The following is a 17,628-nucleotide window of genomic DNA, read 5'->3' as shown; positions in this document are numbered from 1 at the left end:
CTCTCATAGGGCGCCGGGGTTCCTTCGTTCTAGGCTGGACCCATGAGCCTCGATGAACACCGCTACACGCTGACCGTCCGCTGGACCGGGAACCTGGGCGAGGGGACGGCGTCGTACCGCGGCTATTCCCGCGACCACGACGTCGAGATCCCCGGGCTGCCCGTGCTGCACGGCTCCGCGGACCCCACCTTCCACGGGGACCGGACCCGCTACAACCCGGAACAGCTGCTGCTCGCGGCCCTGTCGCAGTGCCACATGCTGTCCTTCCTGCACGTCGCCGTAAAGCACGGGGTGGTGGTGACGGCGTACGAGGACCGGGCCGAGGGACTGATGCGGACCAACCGGGACGGCAGCGGACAGTTTGAATCGGTGACGCTCAAGCCCCGGGTGACCCTGGCGGCTCCGGCGACGGAGGAACTCCTGGAGGAACTGCACGCCGGGGCCAACCAGGTCTGCTTCATCGCCCGGAGCGTCAACTTCCCGGTGCTGCACGAGCCGAGCGCCGTGGTCGCCGGCCAAGCGGGCTGAACGGACCAGCCGGCCTGAGGGCCCAGCCGTGCCCTCGGCCGGAACCGGGAAGCCCCTATTGGGCGTTGGCGGCTTGGTACTCGGACAGGATCCGGCGTTCCGTTTCCGGGCTCATCCCGGCTATGCGTTCACGGCCGAGCCCGCGGCGGCGCTCATCCGCCAGCATGTCCCGCAGCGTGTCCGTCCACGGCCGGGTGCGCAGTCCGGCTGCACGGGCGGCGGCGTTGCTGCGGGTCGCGAATCCCTCGTGGCCCGGCGGCAGCCATAACGGCAGCGAGTCCGGGCCCGCCCAGTAGTTCGCACCGCGGGACGCCAGCCAGTCCGACGGAGCGGCAACCATCCCGGCGTCGCCCCCGGCGAGCTGCCGGGATTCCTCGAGGTACGCAGCGAACGGCACCGGCTCACCGACCGCGTTCAGCGCCCCGGTGGTCCCGCTTTCGGCAGCGGTAAGAATCCAGGCTGCGAGGTCACGGACGTCAATGACCTGGGTGGCGTCCGCGGGGATGTCCGGGACCAGGACGGGACCGGCGTCCCGGGCGAAGCGGGCCGGCCAGTAGCCGTAGCGGTCCGAGCCGTCGCCCGGGCCGCCGATGAGTCCGGCCCGGCAGATGTGGGCCCTGTCCCCGGCGTGCTTCGTGGTCCAGTGCTCGATCGCCGCCTTGGCCTCGCCGTAGTTCCCGGCGGTGAGCTCCGTGCCGGGCGGGAGCGGCGCCAAAACACCGGCGTCTTCGGCCGCGCCGGCCACGGAATGGTCCGCGTAGACGGAGCAGCTGGAGACGAAGGTCCAGTGCCCGGCGGAGCGCGCCAGCGCCTCCAGCGCCTCCCGCGCCTGGTCCGGGTCCCGGGACACGTCGACGACGGCGTCCCACCCGCCGTCGGACGCCTCCGTGGCGGCCGAATACGCGGCGGCCCCCTCCGAGCGGTCGGCCCTCAGCCAGGCGGCGCCGTCGGGCGGGACGGACACTGTTCCGCGCGCCAGGCAGGTGACGTCGTGACCGGCGGCCACTGCCTGCCGGGCTATTTCTGCTGAGAGGAAGGCCGTGCCCCCAAGTACCAGGATGCTCATGGGGCCACGGTACGGCGCTAATGTTGAATGAGACCAGAGTGTTATGCGCCCGGCGAACGCCGGCCGCCCCTCAGGACGCGAAGCCCGGCGCTACCGGCCGGCAGCAGAAACACAGCCACTAGGAGTACCCCGCCGATGTTCAGCATGACCACCGAACCCATCACCCCGCCGGACATGTCGGCCATGTCGGAAATCAACGTGGCGGGTGTCCTCATCAGCCTGGGGGTCGGCATCACCGTGTGGTTGGTGGCGTCCTTCATGATCTCCGTCATCACCAAGCGCATCGCCGCAGGATCCACCTTCTTCAAAAAACCGTACTTCCGCTGGGCGGCGCCCGCGCTCCGCGCGCTGGAGCACGAACGCCGGGTCCAGCGGGCCCACACCATCGGAGCGTTGCTCCGGAGCGTCGTGGGCGTCCTCATCTCGGTCCTCACCAGCGTGTACGTGCTCAAGAACCTGAACGTGGACGTCGCTCCCATCCTGACCAGCGTCGGAATCCTCGGTATCGCCATCGGCTTCGGCGCCCAGCAGCTCATCCGTGACTTCCTCGCCGGCGTCTTCATCACCATCGAGGACCAGTACGGCATCGGCGACATCATCGAGACCTCCGAGGTGGTGGGCACGGTGGAGGCCATGAACCTGAGGATCACCCGGGTCCGGTCGGAGGACGGCACTATCTGGTACCTGCGCAACGGTGAAATCCTGCGGGTGGGCAACCGCTCCCAGGGCAACTACATCCCGCCCGTCACACCGCCGGAGGGCGAGGCGGACAACGCCCCCCAGCAGAAAGCCGGAGAATAGGGCCATGACGATACCCAGCGCCGGCGAACCCCGCCAGCCCAAGCAGCTGCTGCAAAACGATCCCTTCAGCCAGCCCGGCTACACGGACAACTTCTACGACGCCGTGGGCGGCCACGAGACCTTCGTGAAGCTCATCGACGTGTTTTACGACGGTGTGGCGGCTGATCCGCTGCTGCGGCCGATGTATCCGGAGGAGGACCTGGGACCCGCGAAGCGGCGCTTCCTGATGTTCCTTGAGCAGTACTGGGGCGGCCCGACGACGTACGGCGAGGAGCGCGGGCACCCCCGGCTCAGGATGCGCCACATGCCGTTCCGGGTCACCCCCGAAGCGAAGGACCGGTGGCTGCACCACATGCGCACCGCGGTGGATTCCCTGGACCTCCCGCCCCTCTACGAGGGGACGCTCTGGGACTACATGGAGCGGGCGGCCCTGTCCATGGTGAACAGCCCGTCCGGCGCCTGAGGACCAACATGGAAAGACCCCGGAGGCACTTGGGGGAATGCCTCCGGGGTCTTTCTGGGTTTAAGGATACCCAGCAGGGTATTGGACGGCAAGTGGTTTGCGCGGTAACCGCCGTACGTCCCCTAAAGCGGAAGCTTGAGTCCTGAACCGGTGCGGGCCAGGACATGCCCGCGGGGTCCGCTGAGCCGGAACCAGCGTCCCGCCCGGAAAAGCTGCTGCTCGCCGTCGGCCAGGAAGCCGAGCGTGAGGGCCGCGAACGCGGCACCCAGCGGGAGCCCGGCGGCACCGGGCAATTCCCGGCCCCAGACTGTGGCCCGGGCGTTGTTGACGATCAATGCGCCGGGTTTGTCCGGGATGATGGCGGCGATCTCGGTGATGCCGGCCTCGGCAGACTGGCGCAGCGCCGAATCCTGCAAAGTGGCGACGGCTTCCCAGCCGCTGCGGGGCGCTCCGACACCAGCCCACGATTCTGTAACGGTTACCGGAGGCAGCGGCAGTTCGACGTCGCCCTCCCCTGCACGTGCCAGCCGGTCAAGCACCGCCGAGATCGGGACGGTGACATCGGTGTCCGCCGGCTGCGCCAGGGCCATGGTCCGCAGCCCGAGGATCGTCGGCGTCGACTCCCCCAGCAGCCGCGGCCGCAGCACGCAAACGTAGGCGGCGAGCACCGGGCCGGACGCCTGGAGGCGGATCGCGCCGTCGTCAATCGATTTGGCGCGGGTCGCGAAAGTGCGCAGATCGGCGAGGTCGCGGGGATCGGTGAACTGCAGGGGCTGGGTGAGGACATCAGACACAATATCGACTCTACCGGCTGTGCCTCTTTGGGACGGCGCCGGAGGGACGTCTAGAGTCGAACCATGACTGAAGCCGAAGCCGGATTGCAGGGTCCGCCGACCCAGGACCCCACCTCCTCGCTCCTCCAATTGCTGAACCTCGGTGAACTGGAGGGTGCCCGGACGGACGAGGACATCTTTATGGGTCCTTCCCAGCAGCAGCCCCGGCACCGCGTGTTCGGCGGCCAGGTGCTGGCGCAGTCGCTGATTGCCGGGAGCCGGACCGTTCCTGAGGGGCGCGGCGTGCACTCCATGCACGGCTACTTCCTGCGTCCGGGAGACGCCAACAAGCCCATCACCTTCGGCGTCCAGCGGCTCCGGGACGGCCGCTCATTCTCGGCGCGGCGCGTGCACGCGTACCAGGAGGGCATGCCCATCCTGTCCATGATCGCCTCGTTCCAGGATGAGGACGAGGGAATTGAGCACCAGACCGAGATGCCGGCCGGTATCCCCGGGCCGGAGTCGCTGCCCAGCACGGCTGACCTTCTGGGCAAGTACGACCACCCGGTGGCCCGCCACTGGGCCTATGAGCGGCCGTTCGATATCCGGCACGTTGACCCGGCCCTGTACGTCTCGGCGAAGGGCGACAAGGAACCGCGCAACGCGGTCTGGATGAAGACGTTCGGGCCGATGCCGGATGATCCGGAGCTGCACCGCGCGGCCCTGGCCTACGCGAGCGACTACACCATCCTGGAGTCCATCCTCCGCAAGCACGGGATGAGCTGGATTACCCCGGGGATGTCGGTGGCCAGCCTGGACCACGCCATGTGGTGGCACCGTCCCCTCCGCGTGGACGAATGGCTGCTCTACGTGCAGGAGTCCCCCAGCGCCCAGGGAGCCCGCGGCCTGGCCACCGGCAAGATCTTCAGCCGCGACGGCGTGCACGTGGCCACGGTGGCGCAGGAAGGCATGATCCGGATTCCCACGGACCTCAAGAACAAGGTCAAGGGCGCAGTCCAGTCCAAGGTCCTGCAGCACCAGATGCGCAAGGCCGACCGCGGCTGAACCGCGGCGCCTCGCGTACCGGCGGCCCGCGTAGGCCGGTGGCCGGCATTCGGGTGGCTGCGGTCCGCCGGTGGCCATTGTCGGCCGGCGGCAGGTGACGGTGGCATGCGAAAGGCTGGCTCCCCCGGTGGGGGGCCAGCCTTTTGTTTTTCGCTTGGTGCGCTGCGGGTTTAGTCGCGGGTGAGGCGGCGGTGGGTCACGCGGTGCGGCTTGGCCGCATCCGGGCCCAGGCGCTCGATCTTGTTCTCCTCGTAGGATTCGAAGTTGCCCTCGAACCAGTACCACTTGGAGGGGTTCTCCTCGTCACCTTCGTAGGCGAGGATGTGCGTGGCCACCCGGTCCAGGAACCAGCGGTCGTGCGAGACGACAACGGCGCAGCCCGGGAATTCGAGCAGGGCGTTTTCGAGGCTGCTGAGGGTTTCGACGTCGAGGTCGTTAGTCGGCTCGTCGAGGAGCAGCAGGTTTCCGCCCTGTTTGAGGGTCAGTGCCAGGTTCAGGCGGTTGCGCTCACCACCGGAGAGCACCCCGGCCTTCTTCTGCTGGTCCGGGCCCTTGAAGCCGAAGGCGGCGACGTAGGCGCGGGACGGCATTTCGACGTGGCCGACCTGGATGTAGTCGAGGCCGTCGGAGACGACCTCCCACAGGGTCTTGTTCGGGTCGATGCCGCCGCGGCTCTGGTCCGCGTAAGAGATCTTGACCGAATCGCCGATCTTCAGCTCACCGCCGTCGAGGGGTTCGAGCCCGACGATCGTCTTGAACAGCGTGGACTTGCCGACGCCGTTGGGGCCGATGACACCGACGATGCCGTTGCGCGGCAGGCTGAAGGACAGCCCGTCGATCAACGTGCGGTCCTCGAAGCCCTTCTGGAGGTTCTTGGCCTCCAGGACGAGGCCACCCAGGCGCGGTCCCGGCGGAATCTGGATCTCTTCGAAGTCCAGCTTGCGGGTGCGGTCGGCTTCGGCAGCCATTTCCTCGTAGCGGGCCAGGCGGGCCTTCGACTTGGTCTGGCGTCCCTTGGCGTTGGAGCGGACCCACTCGAGTTCCTCGGTGAGGCGCTTGGCCTGCTTGGCGTCCTTCTTGCCCTGGACTTCCAGGCGGGCGCGCTTCTTCTCGAGGTACGTGGAGTAGTTACCCTCGTACGGGTAGAGGTGGCCGCGGTCCACTTCGGCGATCCATTCGGCCACGTGGTCGAGGAAGTACCGGTCGTGGGTGACGGCGAGGACGGCGCCCGGGTAGCTGGAGAGGTGCTGTTCGAGCCAGAGGACACTCTCGGCATCGAGGTGGTTAGTGGGCTCGTCGAGGAGCAGCAGGTCCGGCTTCTGCAGCAGGAGTTTGCAGAGGGCGACGCGGCGGCGCTCACCACCGGAAAGCAGGGTGACGTCGGCTTCCGGCGGCGGGCAGCGGAGGGCGTCCATGGCCTGCTCCAGCTGGGAGTCGAGGTCCCAGGCATCGGCGGCGTCGATCGCTTCCTGCAACTGGCCCATCTCCTCGAGGAGGGCATCGTAGTCAGCGTCGGGGTTGGCCATCTCTTCCGAGATTTCGTTGAAGCGCTGGATCTTGCCGAAGATCTCGCCGACGCCTTCCTGGACGTTGCCCAGGACGGTTTTGTCCTCGTTCAGCGGCGGTTCCTGCAGCAGGATACCCACCGTGTAGCCGGGGCTGAGCCTGGCCTCGCCGTTCGAGGGCGTGTCCAGTCCGGCCATGATCTTGAGAATGGTGGACTTACCTGCACCATTCGGTCCGACGACGCCAATCTTGGCCCCCGGGAAGAAGGACATGCTTACGTCATCGAGGATAAGTTTTTCGCCAACAGCCTTACGGGCCTTGGTCATTGTGTAGATAAATTCCGCCATGCCTACAAATCTAGTGGTTCAGCCGGGATAACTCACATTCATGCGGTCCCTCTGCCCACCCGCGACGGCGCCGCGCTCAGCCCGCCGCACCCACGAGGCAGCGTCCGTCGGCGAGTGGCGGAAGGACTGCGGACGTCACGCTGCCGTCGCGAAGTTGCCCAACGATGCAGTCCTGTCCAGCGCTGACAGCCACTTCGACGGCGTCCGCGTCCAGGCCCGTGGGGGTCCGGCTGGCGGTGACCTCCACACTGCCTGAAGGGAACCCGGCGTCTATCAGGGCTGAGCGGACCTGCTCCGTGTCCGGCCTCCGGTCGGCGGCGGTCACCCTGTTGAGTGCGGCCTCAACCCGGGCTTTCGTGTCGGACGTGGCCGCGTCCACGGTGGCACCGGGGACGGCGCCAGGCGTTGCGCCGGTTGTGGCGCCAGGCGTTGCGCCGAGAGCTGCATCGAGTGCGGCGCCGGAACTGGGTCGCGCCCCGGATCCCCCAGCGCCGCCCTCAATCGTCCCGTCGACACTTGAAGACGCAGTGCCCGCGGCACCCGCCTCCGACGGTGCCGAACACGCGACCGCCGAAGTCAGTACCAGCCCCAGAGCCAGGACCAGCGCCGGAAGCCCGCTCCCGCCAGGGGCCAACGTCGCCGTGTGGCTGATCGTCCCGGCTTGCTTCATCCGGCAAGTCTGTCACGTCGGCAGTCCTGTCCCGAAAGCAGCCCTGCCGTGGCCCCACGCCTCCTTCGCCCCGGTTCTACCCGCCACGCAGCCGATTCCCTTTCAGGCGGCAGCCCCTTTCAGTTCGCCCGTCTCCTGGTCGAGTTCTTCCGCCTCGCCGCTGGCGTCATTGATGAATACGGTGTGGGATCCGGACCCGTCGTCGTCGGCGTCGTCGGTGTCGTCGTTGTTGGTGTCGTTGTCGCCGTGGTGCCCCGCACGGGCCTGGTCATCCTCATCGCTCCCCTCACGGCCGTCGTCCGGGAAAGCCGGGGACGAACCGGACTGCCCGGCGGCGTCCTGGGGACCGTTGGTGGCCGTGCGGATGAAGTTGGCAGAGCCCCACATGAGGTCGTGGCCGACGGACTCGGCGGCGATTTCGGCCACGTGGTAAATCCGGCCGTCATTCTCCCAGCTCCTCATCTTGAGCCGTCCCATGACGATGACCCGCTGTCCCTTCTTGATGCTGCAGCCGATGTTGCCGGCCAACTGCCGATAGCCCTGGACGGTGAACCAGTTGGTGTTCCCGTCGATCCACGCGCCCGTGGCCCGATCGTAGCGCCGGTCGGTTGAGCCCAGCCGGAACGACGCCGTCGCTACCCCGCCCGGCGTAGTCGAACTCTTGATCTCCGTGGCAACGAAGCCACGGACCGTGATGTTGTCACTCATTCTCATGTCCTGTCTCGAAATGTTGCGCCTTAGCAGGCTCCTTCAGCTTCGCGCCGTGGACAGAACTCCGCGAGAGCCCGCCTACGCCATGTGGAAAACCCAGGCGGGACGGCACGGAAGGCGCGGCACAATGCCGGCGCGCGAAAGCGCCGCAGGCACCAAGTCCTCGCTAGGAACACAGAAGCCGCCCCGTCGCCGGCAAACACGACTGGCACGCCGCCGCCCCTCACCCATTCGCCACAAACGGCCGCCATACACCCACCCAAAGCGGCCATTTCCGGCGAACCGGCGAGCGCGGCGCAATACGTTGCAGAGATTCCGGACATCGCGCGGCCCGGCACGGGGGCGGCATGCCCTTCGGGCGGTCCTGACAGCGGACGGGCGCAGGGCACGGTAAGCTTTTTGAGGCGTCCCCCGGCAGCAGCCGGGCACTACGTCGGCATGCCCCAGTAGCTCAGGGGATAGAGCAGCGGCCTTCTAATCCGCCGGTCGGGGGTTCGATTCCCTCCTGGGGCACCAGAGTACGGCTCTGGCCTGCCGGAACTTCCCGCAGGCCAGGGCCGCGATCTCCGTAGGCGTTCGCCCACGTGAGGAGCACGCTAGATCCACTTGTTGCGCTTGAACGTCCAGTACAGCGCCACGCCCATGCCGATCATCAGCCCCAGAGCCATCGGGTAGCCGAAGACCCAGTCCAGTTCCGGCATGCTACGGAAATTCATTCCATAGATGGTGCCAATCAGTGTCGGCGCGAACAGAATGGCCGCCCACGAGGAGATCCGCTTGACCTGCTCGTTCTGGGCGTAGCTCGACTCCGTCAGCAACCGCATTTCGTCATTTTGCCGCTGGGCCACCAGCGCCGCATTGACTGCGAGCGCATTTTGCAACAGGGCACGGAAGGCCGTGATGCGTTCACTCAGCCGCAGCACATGGTCCAGGACGTCCCGGTAGTGGTCCTGCAACTCCGGCTCGGGCTGGTGATCCTCCGTGGCGGCCATCAGTGACTGCAGGATCCCCACAAGCGGAGCCGTCGCCCGCTGGAACATGATGACCTGGCGGGAGAGTTCGTAGATCCGGCGGGACACCCCCGGGTCCGCGGCGAAGAGATCGTCCTCAATTTCATCCACGTCGTTCTCCAGGCCGGCAGCAACCGGCTCATACTCGTCCACCACCTGGTCCAGGATCGCGTAGAGCACGGCGTCCGGACCAAGTGCCAGGAACGCAGGCTGGGACTCCATCCGGTGGCGGACCCGCGCCAAATCCGGCGATTCGGCCCGGCGCACTGTGACCACGAAGTCCGCCCCGCGGAAAACATGGATCTCGCCGAACTCCACCTTTTCCACGTCGTCGAGGTACCGGGCGGGGCGCAGGACAAGGAAGAGCGTGTCACCGTAGTGTTCCAGCTTGGCCCGCTGGTGGCCGGCGAGCGCATCGTCCACAGCCAAGTGGTTGAGATCGAATTCCCCGGCCACGGACCGCAGCTCTTCGGCATCCGGCCGGTAGAGCCCGATCCAGGCCATACCCTGGCGCTGCCGCAGGATGAAGTACGTCTCGTCCAGGCTTTCCGGGTCCGCAGTCCGGTAACCGTCTACGTACACGGCGTTGTCGACGATACTCACGGCGGCCCTCCTTCACCAGGCATCCTTGGCTGCGACGCTATACCGTCGTCCGCCCGGTGCCAACAGCCCTCGCCTTGCCAGTCTTCGCATATTTCAGCCGCGCCCGCCCGGCTCTCCTGCGCACACTCACCCCTCCTCCCTCTGTTAGAGGTCAGCACGCTTAGGATTGAGTTGACAGGCAGGACAGCAGGGAACCCTGCACGCCCTGCCCGCAACCGAAAGGTACGGCCGCTATGACCCAGACTCCCCGCGAATTCGATCCCCAAGATCCCAACGACGACTTGACCGCCCCGTACCCCGAGCAGGCTGACGCCCCGCAAAGGTCCGCCGGGGCGGGGCAGCTCGCCGATAGCCCGGCCGGAGGGACCGATGTGGTGTCCGGGGCCTCTGGTGCCGCAATGCCGGCCCCAAGCGCCGAGACGCCGCGCGAAGAAACTCCGCGGACAGAGACGCCCGCCCCGGCCCCTGAACCGCGCCAGGTGACCCGCGCTGGAATGGTCTGGGCCGCCGTCGCGAGCGCACTCGTGGTGCTGATCCTGCTCATCGCGTTCATCCTGCAGAACCAGGAATACGTGCTGGTGAAGTTCTTTGGCCTCGAAGGCTCGGTCCCGCTCGGAATTGCGCTGTTCATTGCCGCGGTCGGGGGCGGCGTCCTGGTTGCCATCGCCGGAGCCGCCCGCATCATCCAACTCCGGCTCGCGGCGCACCGCACGCGCGCAAGCCGACAGCCAACCCAAGGCACGCAGACCCGCTGAAATCCGCAGGCGCTAGCCTCATTCCATGAACGCAGAAACCAGCGGGCCATCCGCTATTGCCACCGCGCCGGCGGGCTGGCCCGACGTCGAGCGTCTCTTCGGCAGCCGAGGCGAGCCGTCGCGCTGCTGGTGCCGTTTCTTCGCCCTCACCGGACCGCAGTGGTCGGCGTCCACGCCGGAGCAGCGGAAAAACCAGTTGCGGGACAAGTTCGACGGCGGCGCCCCGGCTCCGGGGGTGCTGGCTTTCCGCGACGGGAACCCCGTGGGCTGGTGCGCGGTGGAACCCCGCGGTTGTTCCCCGCGGATCCTGCGCTCGAGAGTCCTGACAGCGGCGGGTCCGGAAGTGGCCCGCGACCATGGGAACAACGTGTGGTCGGTCACGTGCTTCGTGGTCTCCCCCGGCCACCGCCGCACCGGTGTGGCGCAGGCACTGCTCAGGGCCGCGGTCGGGCACGCCTTCGCCCACGGCGCCGAAGTGGTGGAGGGGTACCCCGTCGATCCCGCGCAAAGGCCCAAAGCCGGCCCGGCCGACCTCTATCACGGCACCGTGGGCCTCTTCCTGGCGGCCGGCTTCGAGGTGGCCAGCGAGGCGGTGCCCGGACGCGCCGTCGTCCGGCTGGCGGCGTCACGCCCGGGCGGCGCCACCAGCCGGATAGCCGCGGCCGATTAGCCGCGGCCTCTTACGAGGCCAAACGCTCCCGCGGCCGGTGGCCGGAGTTGGTCGGTGCGCTACCGCGTCCCGGCGGGTTGATCTCGGCCCATACCGCGTCGAGGGAGAGACCGAGGACATCGGCGATCGCCGCGATGGTCGGGAAGGCAGGGGTCGCAACACGGCCTGTCTCGATCTTCCGGAGGGTCTCCGGTGAGACACGCGCCTCGAGCGCGGTCTCAAGCATCGAGCGCTCTCCCCTGGCGCGACGCAGCAGGGCGCCGAGGCGTTGTCCGCGCTCGACCTCTTCGGGTGTGAGGGGCAATCTGACCATGGCTCCGATTCTAGTACCGGGATAATATGGCCGGGATAGTTATTGGTTGCGTGAGAAAGGCGCCACATGATCGAGATCCTGAACTCCACGGAACTGGCCCGGGCACGAGAGGCCGGTGCCCTGGTCGCGCATATCCTGCAGACGCTGAAGAGCCGCAGCGCAGTAGGCACGAACCTCCTGGACATCGACCGGTGGGCCCGTACCATGATCACCGAGGCCGGAGCCCTGTCCTGCTACGTCGACTACGAGCCATCGTTCGGACGCGGGCCGTTCGGACACTACATCTGCACGGCCGTCAACGACGCCGTCCTCCACGGACTGCCCCACGACTACAGACTTGCCGACGGCGACCTGCTGACACTCGACCTCGCCGTCTCCAAGGGCGGAGTTGCTGCCGACGCCGCCATCAGCTTCCTCGTGGGCGACTCACAGCCTCCGGAAAGCGTCGCGATGATCAGGGCAACCGAACGCGCATTGAGCGCTGGGATTGCGGCCGCCGTGCCCGGAGCCCGCATCGGCGACATCTCCCACGCCATCGGCTCGGTCCTCAGCGGGGCCGGGTATCCGATCAATACCGAGTTCGGAGGTCATGGCATCGGATCCACGATGCACCAGGATCCGCACGTCGCAAACACCGGACGGCCCGGCCGTGGCTACAAACTGCGCCCCGGGCTGCTGCTCGCGCTGGAACCGTGGGTCATGGCCGACACCGCCGAACTGATCACCGATGCCGACGGGTGGACGCTCCGAAGTGCAACAGGCTGCCGAACAGCCCACAGCGAGCACACGATCGCCATCACCAGCGACGGAGCCGAAATCCTGACCCTGCCGAAACACGCGCAGCCGTAGGGCCGGAGCCACGCGTCCCTCCGTACTCCCGGCACCTCACCGCGAATCAAAGGTGAGAACGCGACTTTCCGTTTCCGGCCAGGTCGACCTTCCCGTCAGGGCAGGGTCAGAATGACCGGCCCGTCCTTCGTGATGGCCACGGTGTGCTCGCTGTGCGCGGCACGACGGCCGTTGGCCGAGCGAAGGGTCCATTCGTCGTCGTCGTGGAAGTAGTCGTCCTTGCCGCCCAGGATCAGCATCGGCTCGATCGCGATGACCAAGCCCTCGGTCAGCTTGATGCCGCGGCCGGGCCGGCCGTCGTTGGGAACGTGCGGCTCGGCGTGCATGGTCGTGCCGATCCCGTGCCCGCCGTGGTCCGCCAGCAGCCCGTAGCCGGCGCGGCGCGATGCCCCGCCGATCGCATAGCCCAGGTCCCCCATCTTGTTCCCGATCCGGGCCGCCTCGATCCCGCGGGCGAGGGCCGCCTCGGTGGCTTCGATCAGCGCCTGGTCCACCGGGTCCGATGCACCCACGATGAAGCTGATCGCTGCGTCCCCGCACCAGCCCTCAAGAAACGCACCGCAGTCCACGCTGAGCAGGTCACCGTCCTGGAGCCGGTAGTCGTTGGGGATGCCGTGCACCACGGCGTCGTTGACCGACGTGCAGATCACCCCGGGAAACGGCACTGACGCCCACCGCGGTTTGTAGTTCAGGAAGGCCGGAGTGGCCCCTGCGGCGGCAATGGTCGCGGCGGCCAGCTGGTCCAGTTCTTTCAGGGACACGCCGACGGCGGCGGCCTCCCGGACGCGTTCCAGCGTGTTGGCCACCACCCTGCCGGCCTCGCGCATCAGGGCAATCTCGGCGGGGCTCTTGATCATCGACATGCGTCCAACTCTAGGGCCAGCCCGTGCGTGGCTAAAGTTGCCCCATGGCCAACGCTGAACTGATGTCCGCGATCCGAACGCGGCTGCACCGTGCCGCCGACCCGGCCCGGGCGGCGGGCGCGCAGGCCTACCTGAAGTCCGAGATGCCCTCGCTGGGCGTCCGGGTGCCGGAAGTCCGGCGGATCGTCAAGGCCGCCGCCCGGGAGTTGCCACCCGGTTCCCTGCCGGAATTGCAGTCCACCGTGCTGGCGCTGTGGCGGGACGCCGGCTGGCGGGAGGAACGTTATGCTGCCATCGACCTCACGGGGCTGCGGCTGGCCGCCGGTGAGTGGAGCATGCTGCCGGTCTACGAGGAAATCATCCGCAGCGGCGCGTGGTGGGATCTGGTGGACGGCGTCTCGCACCGGCTTTGCGGGCTGCTGCAGACCCACCGGGAGGACATGTCCAGCGTGCTTCGCCGCTGGAGCACGGACGCGGACCTATGGATCCGGCGGGCCTCCATCACGGCGCAGCTGGGAGCAAAATCGGAGACGGATCCTGCCCTGCTGGCGGCCGTCATCGAACCCAACCTGGCCGACCCGGAGTTTTTCATCAGGAAGGCGATCGGCTGGGCCCTGCGTGACTTCGCCGCCACGGATCCGGACTGGGTCCGGGACTTCGTCGCACGGCACGGCGGGGCGCTGAGCCCGCTGTCCCGCCGGGAGGCCCTGCGCAAGATCACGTGACGGCGCAGAATCAGTTGAACGGGGAAACTCAGATGACCGGGCGGGTGGTGACCGGTTCCTCGGACTTGCTGAAGAGCAGCTTGGTTTTTGGGTCCAGGAAGATCAGGTACAGGGCGAAGAGCAGGGCAATGACCGCCGCGGCGTTGCGGGCCAGGGCCAGGGCAAGGCCCAGATCCGCGGTCTGCAGGTACGGGAAGACTTCCAGCTGGTCCGAGATCGCGTAGACCATAAAGAACGACACGATGAAGTACAGCGCCTTGACCTGCCAGTCGTCCCGGATGCCCGTGACGGCGAAGAGCGGAATGAGCCAGACGACGTACCAGGACTGGATCATCGGGGCGAGGACCACGACGGCGGCGAACGCCAGTGTGAGGCGGCGGATCAGCCGGTCGTAGTCGCCGCGGAAAATCAGCCAGGCGATAATACCGACCGCCAGCAGTTTGCCGGCGTCGTATACCCACTTGGCCAGCCCCCACCCGTCGAGTCCGAAGGCGTTGAAGATGGACGCGACCACCAGCCCCAGCAGTCCCACCGGCGCGTACCAGATCCAGATGCTGCCCGGGGCGGAGAGCCCGTTGATCCAGCCGAATCCGAAGCCGTTGACCATGCTCATGGCGTACAGCAGGGCCAGGCTGATGCCGGCAGTGAGTCCCCAGAAGACAAACTTCCGCGGCCAGCTGGCGCCCCTTCCTGCCCACAGCAGGCCGATGAACGGCAGGAAGACGATGGTGATGGGCTTGACCGAGATGGACAGGGTCACCAGGACCAGGCCGAAGATGACCCGCCGGGTGGCGCAGTAATACAGCCCGGCCAGGGCCAGGCCGATCATCAGGGCGTCGTTGTGGACGCTGGCGATGAAGTTGGTGAGGAACAGCGGGTTAGCGGCGGTGAGCCACAAGGCGCGGTGCGGGTTGACCCCATGCAACTCGGCGAGCTTCGGAACGTAGATGATGCACAGCACAATCCCGACCAGCGCGGCAAGGCGGAACAGCATGATGCTGGCTTCCGGGTGCACGTTGGTGGACCAGACCACGAACTGCTCGATCCAGAGGAACAGCTGGCCGTACGGCACGGGTGCCTCGGTCCACATCTTGTCGGCCCCGAGCTGGAAGTAGTTCGACAGCGCCGAAATGCCGTTTTCGTAGGGGTTGAACCCCTCTACCATCAGCCTGCCCTGCCCGATATAGGCGTAGACGTCACGGCTGAACAGCGGCACCGAGAACATCAGGGGCAGCCCCCACAGGACAACCGCCTGCAGCGTGGCCTTGCGGGCCGCCGTTCCCCAGACCCGCACGCGCTGGCCGAGCCTCAGCCAGGCCCGCACCAGGAGCATCCCGCCGACGGCCAGCAGCACGATGCACAGGCCGACGCCGACGGCTTCCGTACGCATCCAGATGAACAGTGGAACGCGGCGGAGCTCCGAGGCCGGGGCCAGCCAGCCGACGCCCAGCGAACCGATCGCCATAAAGAGCGAGCCGACGAACCCGGCGAGCAGCGGGGAACGGGCATTGTCCACGTCAGCGACTTCCGCGTCCGGGGACGTGCCGGCAGCCGTTTTTCCTGCCGCAGGCACAGGCGCCGTCATCTCAGGATCGTCCAATCTGTTGTGGGGCTCATCTCTGCCCGCAGCCGGCCGCAAATACGGCCCGGGGCACGCCGCGAGGGCGAAAAACTTCGCGACCCGCGTACCGGGAATCCTAGCATCGGACCGCCCGGGGGCGACGAAACGGTAGGCTGGGCGGGTGCCTATTTCTAATGAACGCATCGTCTGGATCGACTGCGAAATGACCGGCCTCGACACCGTTAACGACGCCCTGATCGAGGTGGCCGCGCTGGTGACGGACTCGGAGCTCAATATCCTCGGTGACGGCGTCGACGTCGTCATCAAGCCCGACGACGCGGCCCTGGCGCAGATGAACGACTTCGTCCGCGACATGCACACCCGTTCCGGGCTGCTGGCGGAACTCCCCCACGGCAAGACCATGGCCGAGGCCCAGGCAATCGTTCTGGACTACATCAAGAAGTGGGTACCGGATCCCAAGAAGGCGCCGCTGGGCGGCAACTCCGTGGGCACCGACCGCGTCTTCCTGGTCCGTGACATGCCCGAACTGGTGGAGCACCTGCACTACCGGGTCATCGACGTGAGCACCATCAAGGAACTTTCCCGGCGCTGGTACGCGCGGGCCTACTTCCAGTCCCCGGCCAAGCTCGGCGGTCACCGTGCCCTCGGCGACATCCAGGATTCCATTGACGAGCTGCGGTATTACCGCGAGGCCGTTTTCGTCCCCGCCCCAGGTCCGGATAGCGCCACGGCGCAGCGCATCGCCAAGAAGGTGATGGGCACGGCGGATGAAACGGCGCCGGTCGAGGCGTCCTCCGGGACTCCGGCGCAGTAGCGGCTGCGACTTCGTGGCCCGCCTCCGGATGTAATCTGCGCCACCTTTTGCAGAAAATTTTGGCGAAAACCCGGAAAGTGGCAAAAGCGGCCCCGAAGAGCAGGTAAGCTATTTGTCGTTGCCTTTTCAGCCAGCCGGTTCACCGGAAGGCATGGCGGGGCACATGGTGGGCGTAGCTCAGTTGGCAGAGCGCCTGGTTGTGGTCCAGGAGGTCGCGGGTTCAACCCCCGTCGCTCACCCTCATGAAGGACGGCAGTGATTGTTCGACCTTAGACGAAGGCCGTACCGGATATCCGGTGCGGCCTTTGTTGTCTGTCCATGGAACCGTGAAGGGAACGAGACGCCATGAAGCGCACGCTTTTTGAAGAAGACCACGAGATGTTCCGTGAGATGGCCGCTGAGTTCAACACACGTGCCGTCGCCCCGCATTACGCCCGGTGGGACGAGGACCACATGATGTCCCGGGAACTGTGGACGTCCGCCGGCGAGCAGGGACTGCTGGGCCTGGCCGTTCCGGAAGAGTTCGGCGGCATGGGCATGGTGGACTACCGCTTCCGCGCCGTGCTGGATGAGGAGTTCGCCAAGAGCAACCACCTCGCCGTGGGCCTGGCCTTCCACCTGCACGATGACATGGTCCTCCCCCACCTGCTGGCCTACGGCTCCGACGACCTCAAGAGCCGCTGGCTCCCCGGCATGGTCTCCGGCGAGAAGGTCACCTCCATCGCATGGACCGAGCCCGGAGCGGGTTCGGACCTGCGCGGCATCCGCACCAAGGCAGTGCGCGACGGCGACGACTGGCTGATCAGCGGCCAGAAGACCTTCATCGGCAACGGCATCTCCGGGGACGCGTCCCTGGTCCTGGCGCGCACTGACGGCAGCACCGGCCGCGGAAAGCACGACTCCTTCTCCCTGTTCATGGTCGGCAGGGGCGAGGGCTACAACACGGGCAAGCAGCTGGACAAGATGGGACTCAAGGCCTCCGATACGGCCGAACTGTTCTTCGACAACGTCCGTGTACCGCACGCGGACCTCGTTGGTGAGGAGGGCAAGGGCCTGCAGTACGCCGCCGAGCAGCTCCCCCAGGGCCGGCTCGCGATCGCGGTGGCAAGCTCCGCCGTCGTCCGCGCCGTCTACGAGGCGACCGTGGCGTACACCAAGGACCGCAACGCCTTCGGTGAGCGGATCATCGACTTCCAGAACACCCGGTTCGAACTGGCGGACATCCTCACCGAGGTCGAGGTCACCGAAACGTACGTGGACCAGGCCATCCAGGCCTTCAACGCCGGAGAGCTCGACGCCGCCTCCGCCGCCCGCGCGAAGCTGTGGGCGTCCGAACGCGCGAAGTCCGTCACCGACCGCTGCCTCCAGTTGCACGGCGGGTACGGCTACATCCTGGAATACCCCGTGGCGCAGGCCTTCCTGGCCGCCCGGCTGCTGACCATCTTCGGCGGCACCAACGAAATCATGCGCGACGTCGTCGGCCGCACCATCGCCGACTGACCCACACAGCAACA

Annotated in this window: 19 protein-coding genes and 2 tRNA genes; 12 read left to right on the top strand and 9 right to left on the bottom strand. The window is 67.2% G+C overall.

Annotated features, from left to right (window positions below; genetic code table 11):
* The first annotated feature begins 42 nt into the window (after nt 1-42).
* Entirely contained in the window at nt 43-528 is a 486-nt protein-coding gene (locus tag AC6EUH_RS14785) for an OsmC family protein (RefSeq protein ID WP_499739126.1), read from the top strand.
* Between the two features lie 55 nt (nt 529-583).
* Here the strand turns inward: AC6EUH_RS14785 and AC6EUH_RS14780 are convergent, their stop codons facing one another.
* Nucleotides 584-1,594: an NAD-dependent epimerase/dehydratase family protein gene (locus tag AC6EUH_RS14780; RefSeq protein ID WP_499739125.1), complete on the bottom strand. Its 1,011-nt coding sequence runs from the start codon at nt 1,592-1,594 to the stop codon at nt 584-586.
* 135 nt (nt 1,595-1,729) lie between these two features.
* Between AC6EUH_RS14780 and AC6EUH_RS14775 the strand changes: the two genes are divergently transcribed.
* A complete protein-coding gene (locus tag AC6EUH_RS14775; RefSeq protein ID WP_056429845.1) occupies nt 1,730-2,395 on the top strand; it encodes a mechanosensitive ion channel family protein in 666 nt (221 codons plus the stop codon).
* A gap of 4 nt (nt 2,396-2,399) precedes the next feature.
* The gene (locus tag AC6EUH_RS14770) at nt 2,400-2,858 is read left to right on the top strand and encodes a globin (RefSeq protein ID WP_499739124.1); all 459 of its coding nucleotides are present in this window, start codon (nt 2,400-2,402) and stop codon (nt 2,856-2,858) included.
* A gap of 122 nt (nt 2,859-2,980) precedes the next feature.
* Here the strand turns inward: AC6EUH_RS14770 and AC6EUH_RS14765 are convergent, their stop codons facing one another.
* Nucleotides 2,981-3,652, bottom strand: a complete 672-nt coding sequence (locus AC6EUH_RS14765) for a DUF8185 domain-containing protein (protein WP_056429852.1) — start codon at nt 3,650-3,652, stop codon at nt 2,981-2,983.
* Nucleotides 3,653-3,715: 63 nt separating this feature from the next.
* On the opposite strand from AC6EUH_RS14765, the gene AC6EUH_RS14760 reads away from it, so the two are divergent.
* A complete protein-coding gene (locus AC6EUH_RS14760; RefSeq protein ID WP_056429855.1) occupies nt 3,716-4,696 on the top strand; it encodes an acyl-CoA thioesterase in 981 nt (326 codons plus the stop codon).
* A 170-nt stretch (nt 4,697-4,866) separates the two neighbouring features.
* Here AC6EUH_RS14760 and ettA read toward each other — a convergent pair whose 3' ends face one another.
* The 3 genes from ettA to AC6EUH_RS14745 all read right to left on the bottom strand — a co-directional run bounded on the left by ettA (nt 4,867) and on the right by AC6EUH_RS14745 (nt 7,927).
* The gene (gene ettA / locus AC6EUH_RS14755) at nt 4,867-6,549 is read right to left on the bottom strand and encodes an energy-dependent translational throttle protein EttA (protein ID WP_056429858.1); all 1,683 of its coding nucleotides are present in this window, start codon (nt 6,547-6,549) and stop codon (nt 4,867-4,869) included.
* Between the two features lie 76 nt (nt 6,550-6,625).
* Nucleotides 6,626-7,219 (bottom strand): DUF6993 domain-containing protein, encoded by a 594-nt coding sequence (locus AC6EUH_RS14750; RefSeq protein ID WP_499739123.1) that lies wholly within the window; start codon nt 7,217-7,219, stop codon nt 6,626-6,628.
* A 102-nt stretch (nt 7,220-7,321) separates the two neighbouring features.
* Nucleotides 7,322-7,927 (bottom strand): single-stranded DNA-binding protein, encoded by a 606-nt coding sequence (locus tag AC6EUH_RS14745; RefSeq protein WP_499739122.1) that lies wholly within the window; start codon nt 7,925-7,927, stop codon nt 7,322-7,324.
* Between the two features lie 443 nt (nt 7,928-8,370).
* On the opposite strand from AC6EUH_RS14745, the gene AC6EUH_RS14740 reads away from it, so the two are divergent.
* A tRNA-Arg gene (locus AC6EUH_RS14740) sits at nt 8,371-8,446 on the top strand.
* Between the two features lie 80 nt (nt 8,447-8,526).
* On the opposite strand, the gene AC6EUH_RS14735 is transcribed toward AC6EUH_RS14740, so the two are convergent.
* The gene (locus tag AC6EUH_RS14735; protein ID WP_056429862.1) at nt 8,527-9,543 is read right to left on the bottom strand and encodes a magnesium and cobalt transport protein CorA; all 1,017 of its coding nucleotides are present in this window, start codon (nt 9,541-9,543) and stop codon (nt 8,527-8,529) included.
* 233 nt (nt 9,544-9,776) lie between these two features.
* Between AC6EUH_RS14735 and AC6EUH_RS14730 the strand changes: the two genes are divergently transcribed.
* Nucleotides 9,777-10,298, top strand: a complete 522-nt coding sequence (locus AC6EUH_RS14730; protein WP_499739121.1) for a LapA family protein — start codon at nt 9,777-9,779, stop codon at nt 10,296-10,298.
* A gap of 25 nt (nt 10,299-10,323) precedes the next feature.
* Nucleotides 10,324-10,968, top strand: a complete 645-nt coding sequence (locus tag AC6EUH_RS14725) for a GNAT family N-acetyltransferase (RefSeq protein ID WP_499739120.1) — start codon at nt 10,324-10,326, stop codon at nt 10,966-10,968.
* A gap of 10 nt (nt 10,969-10,978) precedes the next feature.
* Here the strand turns inward: AC6EUH_RS14725 and AC6EUH_RS14720 are convergent, their stop codons facing one another.
* A complete protein-coding gene (locus AC6EUH_RS14720; protein ID WP_056429872.1) occupies nt 10,979-11,281 on the bottom strand; it encodes a helix-turn-helix domain-containing protein in 303 nt (100 codons plus the stop codon).
* A gap of 66 nt (nt 11,282-11,347) precedes the next feature.
* Between AC6EUH_RS14720 and map (AC6EUH_RS14715) the strand changes: the two genes are divergently transcribed.
* Nucleotides 11,348-12,130 carry a type I methionyl aminopeptidase gene (gene map / locus AC6EUH_RS14715; RefSeq protein ID WP_499739119.1) on the top strand — a complete coding sequence of 261 codons (783 nt, stop codon included), beginning with the start codon at nt 11,348-11,350 and terminating at the stop codon, nt 12,128-12,130.
* A 95-nt stretch (nt 12,131-12,225) separates the two neighbouring features.
* On the opposite strand, the gene map (AC6EUH_RS14710) is transcribed toward map (AC6EUH_RS14715), so the two are convergent.
* On the bottom strand, nt 12,226-12,993 hold the full coding sequence (gene map / locus AC6EUH_RS14710) for a type I methionyl aminopeptidase (protein WP_056429877.1): 768 nt from the start codon (nt 12,991-12,993) through the stop codon (nt 12,226-12,228).
* 44 nt (nt 12,994-13,037) lie between these two features.
* On the opposite strand from map (AC6EUH_RS14710), the gene AC6EUH_RS14705 reads away from it, so the two are divergent.
* A complete protein-coding gene (locus AC6EUH_RS14705; RefSeq protein ID WP_056429878.1) occupies nt 13,038-13,718 on the top strand; it encodes a DNA alkylation repair protein in 681 nt (226 codons plus the stop codon).
* Nucleotides 13,719-13,746: 28 nt separating this feature from the next.
* On the opposite strand, the gene mptB is transcribed toward AC6EUH_RS14705, so the two are convergent.
* On the bottom strand, nt 13,747-15,303 hold the full coding sequence (mptB, locus tag AC6EUH_RS14700) for a polyprenol phosphomannose-dependent alpha 1,6 mannosyltransferase MptB (RefSeq protein ID WP_200913039.1): 1,557 nt from the start codon (nt 15,301-15,303) through the stop codon (nt 13,747-13,749).
* Nucleotides 15,304-15,460: 157 nt separating this feature from the next.
* Between mptB and orn the strand changes: the two genes are divergently transcribed.
* The 3 genes from orn to AC6EUH_RS14685 all read left to right on the top strand — a co-directional run bounded on the left by orn (nt 15,461) and on the right by AC6EUH_RS14685 (nt 17,614).
* Nucleotides 15,461-16,114 carry an oligoribonuclease gene (gene orn / locus AC6EUH_RS14695; protein WP_082492688.1) on the top strand — a complete coding sequence of 218 codons (654 nt, stop codon included), beginning with the start codon at nt 15,461-15,463 and terminating at the stop codon, nt 16,112-16,114.
* Nucleotides 16,115-16,280: 166 nt separating this feature from the next.
* Nucleotides 16,281-16,353: transfer RNA gene (locus AC6EUH_RS14690), tRNA-His, on the top strand.
* 106 nt (nt 16,354-16,459) lie between these two features.
* A complete protein-coding gene (locus AC6EUH_RS14685) occupies nt 16,460-17,614 on the top strand; it encodes an acyl-CoA dehydrogenase family protein (protein ID WP_056429885.1) in 1,155 nt (384 codons plus the stop codon).
* Nucleotides 17,615-17,628: the final 14 nt, after the last annotated feature.

This window comes from Arthrobacter sp. 001422645, from assembly GCF_059816125.1.
This window is presented reverse-complemented; position numbering and strand designations above follow the sequence as displayed.